General features: G+C 49.5%; 5 protein-coding genes. 2 read left to right on the top strand and 3 right to left on the bottom strand.

Annotation, left to right across the window (positions count from 1 at the left end; translation table 11 throughout):
• Positions 1-261: 261 nt before the first annotated feature.
• Genes XMD564_RS11235 through XMD564_RS11225 form a run of 3 tightly spaced genes read right to left on the bottom strand, consistent with a single transcriptional unit; the run spans position 262 to position 5,781 of the window.
• Positions 262-3,675: an SbcC/MukB-like Walker B domain-containing protein gene (locus XMD564_RS11235; protein ID WP_173508354.1), complete on the bottom strand. Its 3,414-nt coding sequence runs from the start codon at positions 3,673-3,675 to the stop codon at positions 262-264.
• Entirely contained in the window at positions 3,662-4,381 is a 720-nt protein-coding gene (locus tag XMD564_RS11230) for a DUF4194 domain-containing protein (RefSeq protein WP_173481105.1), read from the bottom strand. Before XMD564_RS11230 ends, XMD564_RS11235 begins: the two co-directional genes overlap by 14 nt.
• The gene (locus XMD564_RS11225) at positions 4,381-5,781 is read right to left on the bottom strand and encodes a Wadjet anti-phage system protein JetA family protein (RefSeq protein ID WP_173508353.1); all 1,401 of its coding nucleotides are present in this window, start codon (positions 5,779-5,781) and stop codon (positions 4,381-4,383) included. The genes XMD564_RS11230 and XMD564_RS11225 overlap by 1 nt, the downstream gene beginning before the upstream one ends.
• A gap of 296 nt (positions 5,782-6,077) precedes the next feature.
• On the opposite strand from XMD564_RS11225, the gene XMD564_RS11220 reads away from it, so the two are divergent.
• A complete protein-coding gene (locus XMD564_RS11220; RefSeq protein WP_173489173.1) occupies positions 6,078-8,342 on the top strand; it encodes an Orn/Lys/Arg decarboxylase N-terminal domain-containing protein in 2,265 nt (754 codons plus the stop codon).
• Between the two features lie 43 nt (positions 8,343-8,385).
• A complete protein-coding gene (locus XMD564_RS11215) occupies positions 8,386-9,249 on the top strand; it encodes an RluA family pseudouridine synthase (protein WP_173508352.1) in 864 nt (287 codons plus the stop codon).
• Positions 9,250-9,398: the final 149 nt, after the last annotated feature.

The raw sequence follows: 9,398 nt of genomic DNA, 5'->3' as shown, positions 1-9,398 counted from the left end.
GAAGTATGCAGAATCCATTGGGGCTAGAAGAAAGAGATCTTCATCAAAAGCCGGATATATGACTGCAGCTCACCTTAACCATTGGTACTTTTATCTTGCATAACGCGGGACGGACCATATATGACCTGGGCCAGTCCCCTTTTCGGGCAATCGATCGCCTCATCTTCGATAAGGTTCCGACACTTAAGTTGTTGGAGCGATCTTAAGAGGCCTCGATTAATACCTGTTGGAGCGGTCTCATTGAGGCCGCGACGCTATTTGTTAAAGCTCCGCCGCTTCCTCTTCTGCCATTACCTTGTAAGGGTGATCAGACGCCAATAGCGCTTTACCAAGATCCGTTGGGAACTCGACATCAATGTCGACCACACGACCGTCACGACAGACGTTAATGATGGTATCCATGCAAGTACTGAGCAGAGAGTACTTCTCATCCGGCGCAGCAATAATGGTTTGGAGACCCAAATCACTCATGAAGCCAAGCGAGGTAACGGTGTTCTCTGAATCCAGCTTGTTGAACGCCTCATCGAATACCGACAGGCTGAAGCCACCAACAGGCTTACCATCACTACCCTCTTTTAGGCGGTAGGTCGCACCCAAGGCGGCCGCCATCGCGACGTAGAACGGTACCTGGTGCTCACCACCGGAACCGGTCTTGATACGCTGCGACAGGGTTGTCTTACGATTGCCGTCAAGATCTTTAACCACCAACTCGAAGTTGTAGAAGTTACGGTAGTCCTGAAGCAGACTGCTCTCGCCTTCATCTTTAAGTACTTCGTGAATTCGTTCTAGAGCATCCTTGTGCTGCGCATTGTCATCAAACTTCATATCAAACAACGAGCCCACATTGGCAGAATCGAGCTGCGTATAGGCCTCAACCAACTCAAGAATGTCTTTCAACTCAGGGTTAGGTGACATCTCAAAGCTGTACATCTCTTTATGGAAAGGACGGTTCTTCAAGTGCGAGTTTAGCTCACGGATCAGATCACGAATCTTATTGATCTGGTCATTCAGATGGGCCACGAAGTCAGAACGGAAAGCAGACTCAGCCTCTAGACGAGCTCGCTCGGCCTTCTCTGTGTACTCTGCCAATTCAGATTCACGGAGTGCCTCAACGGTCTCGTTAACGTAACCCTCGAGATCTTCATGACTGGAGTCTGGTCCAACCTTATCCAACTCATGGTGAGTCAAACCGCCACCGTGGTGACGCGCTTTATACTGTGCAACGGCATCACGGACACCGTTCTTTTTCTTCTCATGCAGAGCCAGTTCAGACTGAGCTTTCTTGGCCGCTTCAAAGATGATGCGTTCCAGCTCACCATCACTGCTCTCATCGAGGTAGTCGCGTTTCTCCTGCGCAGACTGAGCGTCGAACTCATTCTTCGCTTCACAGGCTGCACGCGCTTCAGCATGCTCTGTTAGATCGGTCTCTAGCACCTCTAGCTGAGCAGTATCACGGATCAGGCCTGTACGGGCTTTTTGCAGCTTATCCATCAACGCAGCTTGAGTGGACTCGGTCTCTTTCTGCTTAGCCGCCAGATCGGCAATGCGCTGCTGAATACCGGTATCGTCATGGTTACGGAGATCGACAATAGTCTGCTGGTACCCTTCAATCTGATGCGTCAGTTTCTTACGCTGTTCTGTCAAATCAAACAGAGGCTCGTTCACTTGAGACAGACCGCCATCAAGGCTTATTAACGCATCACGTAGCTTCTCTAGAGATTCGTGCTGACGACCTAGCAGTGTGAACTCATTGACCAGCTGATCGACCTGCTTGCCCTGCAGTTCAAGTTGATCACCACGACGACGAATACCCATAATTGGTGTCAGTTCATTAATTGATGTGGTTGAACCTTCGGTCTGCAACATGCAGTCATAGGTCAACGCACGCTCCTGTTTCAAAAGCTCCGCTTCCGTCTCAACCGCCATGACACCGCCCAGTGCGCGATTCATAAATGCGCGGGCATCGTCAGAGTCAGACTCGATAAACTGAGCCAGAGAACCTGGCTTAGTGCGGTGTAACCAGTCACCCGATTTAGTGGTGTTGATGATACGACACCCTTTCAGGTGACGCCCTTTACGGCGGTAGAGTGTAATCGCCTCTTTGACACGATCAGGATCGACGACCAATGCTTCGCGGCGAGCACCTAAGAAGGACTCAATTGCAATGCGCCACTTGTCATCGGTAATATCAACCAACTCACAAATGGGTGTTGAGTCGATACCGTACTCACTCAACAGCTCCATCAATTCAGCCGTGTTACGACGAACGGGGGCGCGCCCCTGCTGAAGCTGTTCTACGGCACTCTTCTGGTTCTGTATCTGAGCGCGCAGTTCAGAAATACGGATAACTGACTCTTCATAACGACGCGACACTTTACGACGAACGTTCTCAATCGACTTACGCATTGCGTTTAGCGTGTTATCGACGCTGACAGGATCTGAAGGCCAAGCGTCTGCCATTAGGTTTTCACCCGAGCGCCAGATCTCTGATGCTTGATCCACCAGTGCTGCAAACTCTTCAGGCAAGAACTCACGATTCTGATTAAAGCTCACCGCTGTGCGCATCAGCGAGTAGGCCTTCTGAATGCGCTCTTCGATGACATTGAGTTCGTGTTGACCAACGCGTATAGAAGATTCCATCGCGTTAATCTGATGCGCAGCATCGGTGTTGTTTAGCGCTGCACGTGCGTTGGCAAGATCCTGCATAACCTGATTGAGATCAGCACCAATATTGGTTAGCTCTCGCTCAACTTCCGCCTCTTGCTCTTGCCACTTCTCTAGACGCTCTTCAGCCTCCTCTTTACGAAGGTCGGCGCTTTCAAAACGTGACTCGTGAACAACCCACTCGTACTCGACGGCGTTTTTGATGTTACGACTGATACCCTGGCAGAGCTCTTGTACTTTAACCAGTTCATCAATACGGTTAGCCACATCACGCGTCTTCTCCTCCATCGCTCGATACTCATCCAGCGATTTACGGAAGGCTCCGACATGCACTACGTTCTCATCCAAGACAAACTCGCGAACGAATCGAGTCGGACTATCAATGGGTACAAATTTAAGAGCGTTTTTGAAGTTCTTGATGAATTTGTCATCGTCATTCGGCATCGCTGGATCGTGACTCAAGTGGGTCACAACCTCACGAATGTAGCGGCTTGCACGCTTCTCTAGCGTCATATCCGGACACTGTTTAAGCAGGCTTTCACGAACTTCATTCCAAGGACGCGGCATACGACCACCGCCCTCTTTTCGACTAAAGTCATCCAGCGAAACAGAGAAGTTAGGCAGAATAAAGCGACCCAAAACCTCTTCATCTGGGCTGGCGGTTGATGCACTGATCGCAACACCAATACAGCTCTCTTGTGCCGTCTCAGTATCAAAGAAGCTCATCGCCAGATAGCTGATAGAATCTTCACGGGCACTGTTGCTTTTACCACCATCATCCATAAAACCGAGACAGTAGGTGCGCAGTGAACGCTCAGACTTTTCACCCGCCGAGGCGTTAAAACTTAAGTGGCGCTTATGGCCACCCATCAAAATGGTCTGCATGGCGTCCAGTAGTGACGATTTACCTGAGCCGTTAGGACCTACAATCGCGACATTACCTTTGATCGGTATCTCTTGAGCACCCAATACATACCAGTTAACTAGAACGATGCGATTAAGCTGTTTCATCGTCAGACTCCTCTACTGCACCCTTCTCTTCTGACTCCACTGACTCATCAGCTGGCTCACTCACCTCTTCGATCGACTCCTCTGGAGTGTCAGCAATATCATCCATCAAGGCCGCATCAGCGCTTTCGATGTCACAGAGCGCCTCAAGCTGTCGGATGTAATCTTCGACCACCACTTGACGAATGGTGGGGTAGATGCCGATTGGAATGTTTTTAGGGTCGGTCTCATTCGCCTTGCCGCGTTCAATCAAACCGTGACGTGAGAAGAGCGACAGGATCTCTTTTAGACGCGTCTCATTAGGGATCTCTTTACCGGTTAAACTCTCGTAAGTGCTCAACAGATCATCAGACGTGGTGTACGCCTTACCGCTCTCTACTTCGAAATTTTCCAGTTTCTGTTCATACATTTGACGCATACAGAGCATCAACAGAGACTCATCGAGCTTCAATCGCATGACTCGCTCTTCACCCTGGGGTAGCACACCCAAATAGGCTTCATCAGGTTGATAGACCAGAGACCAACCCAGTGCCGCGAACAGGTTACGGAAGTACTCCATATTCTGCGAAATAAGGAAATAAGTATCACGCTGTGCAGGGCGATCCGCATAGAGGAACTGGTTTGTCAGTAGTGAGTTTGCAGCGCGAACGAAATCGGCTTCTGTACTCTTTTCATTGCGCGTCAGCGCTTTTTGTAAATCACCAAGCATCAGGCGTTGTTCCTGTGTATTTTGAAACCACGGCACTCCACCATATCGGCAACGCGCACGTACTCTTCATCAAATTCTATTTGGTAGCGTTCAGCTGTCTTACGCGCTTTCTTACCTAACGAATTTAGGTGTCGCACATAGCTGAAGCAGATGTAATCTTCGATTGAATCAATGGTAAATTCAGACGCCGAGACCAGGTTTTCACCATTTAAAAAGTGACGATCTAGGTAGGCCTCAATTCGATCCACTTTCACCTCACGGCGTGCCTTCCACTCTTTGAAGAGCTGACGCATGTAAAGAACCTTAGGATCGATCTGCTGTTGGGTAATGACTCTAGGCGCTGTCTCAACACGTCGACGCACTGGCGAGCGAATGGACGAAGGCGAGATAAAGCCATACTGATCAAGCGACTGAACCGGTGGTATCTCCCGACCATCTTTCTCCGCCAATTTGGCAATGACACGCGACAGTCGAGCCGCCATACCCGGCGTTGTCTTGTCCATGTAACGAACTGTGTCGGCTACCCGTTTCTCTAGCTGGTAACGGAAATCATCAATGATCGCCAGACGCTGGTCGACCGACTCGAAGATCCGGATGATGCGATTGATGTGCTGGTGCACCATCGCTTCCGCAGTTTCAGATTCGATCTCATACTGCATCTGATAGTGCTCAGTCAGCATCTCTACCTTCAGCGTATCGAACTGAAGATCACGCAATAAAGAGAGAATTTGACGTCTAAAACGGAAGGGGTTGTTCTTTGTTTTCAACGTCTTATAGTCAGAAACAAGAATGTGCTCAACGAAACGATCAAAGAAGCCACGGACAATCTCTTGCGGGTTATGCGACTCAGCCAATGATATTTTAAGTTCGCGCAGACCCAACATCATATCGGTCAGGTGTGCACTGAACTCGGCTGCTGTGTCTGCCGCTTCCGATAGGGTAATACCACGACCCACCGGATCATTGATGGCCGATTCCAGAGACGACAGCACGTTAAGAACGGTGCCACCGTAACTGCGTTTTTCCAAACGCGCGATCGAAACCAGGTTACGCAACAGATAACTGACCGAAGGTGAGAGCAACACATAGGTGCGGTAGATCTTCTGCTCTTCCTCTAACCAGCCCGTTTGCACTAGGCGTCGGTAGATACGGTTTGTGTAATCTGCGCTAGAGGTAGGCAGCTCCGCCTCCTCTTCAGACTCAGCCACCCACCGACGAACACCAAGCTTAACAACGGCATTTTCGATGGTTGAACGGACTAAATCTTTGGCAATAAAGGGATCTATCAGATCTTCATCAAAGAAGAGATCGGCCAATTCAAGAAGAACAGACTGGTAAACCTGTCTATTCTGCCCAGAGAGCGGCGCAAATATATCGTCTGGTAGCTTATTGAAAAGCACTAAAAATCCACCATTTGAGGGCTGCCCATTCAATAGGCAGCAAATCGAATAACCATCGATTCTAACAAAAAAAGGAGTGCTGTATAGGCCTCTTAGATGAGACTTTGGCGTAAAAGAAAAATCTTTAACCCTTGAGTCAAAAAATAGCCCCCATCCACCCTGCCACAAGAACTGTTTTACCTAGCATGAAAGCTTGTTATTATCTGCTTTAAAGCGGGCCAGCATGGCCCATCAGTACCGCAGAGTGACCTATCTCACCGAAGCGGATTCGTTTCACCACCTTAAAGGCGTTGTGGATGAAATTTCGTTTCCCAGTCGTCATCATTGACGAAGATTTCCGTTCTGAAAATATCTCTGGCTCAGGCATTCGTGACCTTGCAGCCGCCATTGAAAAAGAGGGTATGGAGGTTGTCGGCTTAACCAGCTACGGCGATCTTACTGCATTTGCTCAACAGGCGAGCCGTGCCAGCTGCTTCATCATCTCCGTCGATGATGAGGAGTTTGATTCTGGTGAAACGGATGATCTGTCCGACGAAGTACTGAATAACATCCGCGACTTTATTACCGAAGTTCGCAAGCGTAACAACGAGATCCCAATCTTCTTGTACGGTGAAACTCGCACCTCTCGTCATGTGACGAATGATATTTTGCGTGAGCTTCACGGCTTCATCCATATGTTCGAAGACACTGCCGAGTTCGTTGCACGCCACATTATTCGTGAAGCGAAAAAGTACCTCGAATCACTAGCACCGCCGTTCTTCAATGCGTTGATGAACTACGCAAGCGACTCTTCATACTCTTGGCACTGCCCAGGACACTCGGGCGGCGTTGCCTTCTTGAAAAGTCCGGTTGGGCAGATGTTCCACCAGTTCTTCGGGGAGAACATGCTGCGTGCCGATGTCTGTAATGCGGTTGAGGAGCTTGGACAGCTTCTGGACCACACTGGCCCTGTTTCAGATTCAGAGCAGAGTGCTGCACGCATATTTGGCGCTGATCATCTCTTCTTTGTCACTAACGGTACCTCGACGTCGAACAAAGTGGTCTGGCATTCAACCGTTGCCCCTGGCGATATTGTGGTAGTGGATCGTAACTGTCACAAATCGATTCTGCATTCGATCATCATGTGTGGTGCGATTCCTGTATTCTTAATGCCAACTCGTAACCACTACGGCATTATCGGACCGATTCCAAAGAGTGAGTTTGATCCCGAGACGATTCGTCGCAAGATCGAAGAGAACCCCTTTGCTCGTGAGGCTCTAAACAAAAAACCTCGCGTACTGACACTGACGCAATCGACCTACGATGGCATTCTCTACAACGTAGAGACAATTAAATCGATGCTGGGCGACACCATTGATACGCTGCACTTTGACGAAGCTTGGCTGCCTCACGCCGCATTCCACAAGTTCTACAACCACATGCACGCGATTGGCGGCACAGAGAGCCGCGAACGCTCTGACGACACTCTGGTCTTTGCAACACAGTCAACGCACAAACTGTTGGCAGGTCTGTCACAGGCCTCTCAGATTCTAGTACAGGACGCTAAGAACCGTAAGCTGGATACCTTCCGATTCAACGAGTCCTACCTGATGCACTCATCGACCAGCCCTCAGTATGCGATCATCGCCTCTTGTGATGTTGCCGCTGCAATGATGGAACCTCCCGGTGGTACAGCACTGGTCGAGGAGTCCCTGTACGAGGCGATCGACTTCCGTCGCGCCATGGTTAAGGTCGAAAAAGAGTTTGGTGAGAACGACTGGTGGTTCAAAGTTTGGGGACCTCAGAAGTGGGATGATGAGGGTCTTGGCGATCGTGATGCTTGGGTCATCCATGAAGATGACACTTGGCACGGCTTTGGCAAGATTGAGTCTGGCTTTAACATGCTCGATCCCATTAAGGCGACCATTATCACACCGGGATTGAACATCCATGGTGAGTTTGATGAGCACGGCATTCCGGCGGCGATTGTCAGTAAATACCTAGCTGAGCACGGTATTATCATTGAAAAAACGGGACTCTATTCGTTCTTCATCATGTTCACCATCGGCATCACTAAGGGCCGCTGGAACTCTATGGTGACTGAACTTCAGCAGTTCAAAGATGACTTTGATAACAACCTACCCATGTGGCGGGTCATGCCTGAATTTGTCGCACAGCACCCTGAATATCAGCGAATTGGTCTGCGTGATCTTTGTCACTCACTGCACGACATCTACCGCAAGTACAATGTCGCAAAAATCACGACAGAGATGTATCTCTCTAAGATTGAGCCTGCTATGACACCGGCAGATGCTTGGTCGAAGATGGCGCACCGTGAAGTTGAACGTGTCTCTATTGATGAGCTAGAGGGTCGAACCACCGCCATGCTCGTGACACCCTACCCACCGGGCATACCACTGCTGATACCGGGTGAGCGCTTTAACTCAACCATCGTTGACTACTTGAAGTTTGTTCGCGAATTCAACGCCAAGTTCCCTGGCTTCGAGACGGACTGTCACGGCCTAGTGCGAGAGAACATCAACGGCGTCGACCACTACTACATCGATGTCGTAAAAGACTGATTCAAAAAGACGAGATAACGGCACCTTCGGGTGCCGAATTTTTATGAAAATAGAGTTCGAAAAAACCATCACCACTGAACAAGCCGGCACCAATGTCACCGACTTTCTGGCGCAAGAGACTGCAATCTCCAAACAGAAGATTAAGGATGCACTGAGTAAAGGTGCCTGCTGGCTGAAGCGTGGCCAAAAAGGTCGTAAGCGCCTGCGTAAGGCCAAAGAGATTCTGCAAAAAAACGATCAGATCTCTCTCTTTTACGATTCTGAACTCTTAGGCCGAAAGCCAGAGGGCGCGCAATGTTTGGTGGATGCTCAAGGTTACTCTGTCTGGTTCAAACCAGCCGGTATGGTTGCACAGGGAAATGACTGGTGTGATCACCTCGCCATTACTCGTTTAGCCGAGCAAACACTTGAACCGAAACGCGCTTCGTTTTTGATACACCGATTGGATCGTGAAACGGCTGGTCTCATCGTGATCGCTCATAAACAGGGTGTTGCAGGCGCCATCTCGCGCGAATTCCAAAACCGTAAGGTTGAGAAATTTTACCGCTGTCTTGTCTCAGGCCAGGCACCTGAGTCCGGTGAAATCATCAATAAACTGGATGGTAAACCGGCCCATACCAAATTCACCCGACTGCACTACAACCCCGATCGTGACTATTCGGATCTCTATGTAGAGATACTAACTGGGCGAACACACCAGATCCGACGTCATCTCAATCAGATCGACCACTCTGTTATGGGTGATCCACGCTACGGAAGTGACAACAAAAACCTAGCAGGCATGCAGTTGTTTGCTGTCAAACTGGCATTCAACTGCCCTATTCAACGCCGCAAAGTCACGTTTGAACTCTCTAACGAGTTTTTGAAACAGCACAGCAACTCGGAGCTGTCTGACGCAACTGTCTGACCCAGTCGTAATGACACAGGGTCTAATGGGATGGTCCGTCCCGCTTCTTAAACGGCATCACAATGTGCCAGGATATTAGTTACCACACTTTTATCCAAAGGAGACGGACCATGACGCAGACTATATCAAACGCAGAAGTGCATACCCTA

Source organism: Marinobacterium sp. xm-d-564 (assembly GCF_013283345.1).
Lineage (GTDB): Bacteria > Pseudomonadota > Gammaproteobacteria > Pseudomonadales > Balneatricaceae > Marinobacterium_E.
The sequence above is the reverse complement of the archived record's forward strand: the minus strand, read 5'-3'. Positions and strand labels throughout refer to the sequence as shown.

Coding starts and splice junctions, on each gene's coding strand:
- XMD564_RS11235 (WP_173508354.1), bottom strand. CDS start 3,675: ATGAAACAGCTTAATCGCATCGTTCTAGTTAACTGGTATGTATTGGGT.
- XMD564_RS11230 (WP_173481105.1), bottom strand. CDS start 4,381: ATGCTTGGTGATTTACAAAAAGCGCTGACGCGCAATGAAAAGAGTACA.
- XMD564_RS11220 (WP_173489173.1), top strand. CDS start 6,078: ATGAAATTTCGTTTCCCAGTCGTCATCATTGACGAAGATTTCCGTTCT.
- XMD564_RS11215 (WP_173508352.1), top strand. CDS start 8,386: ATGAAAATAGAGTTCGAAAAAACCATCACCACTGAACAAGCCGGCACC.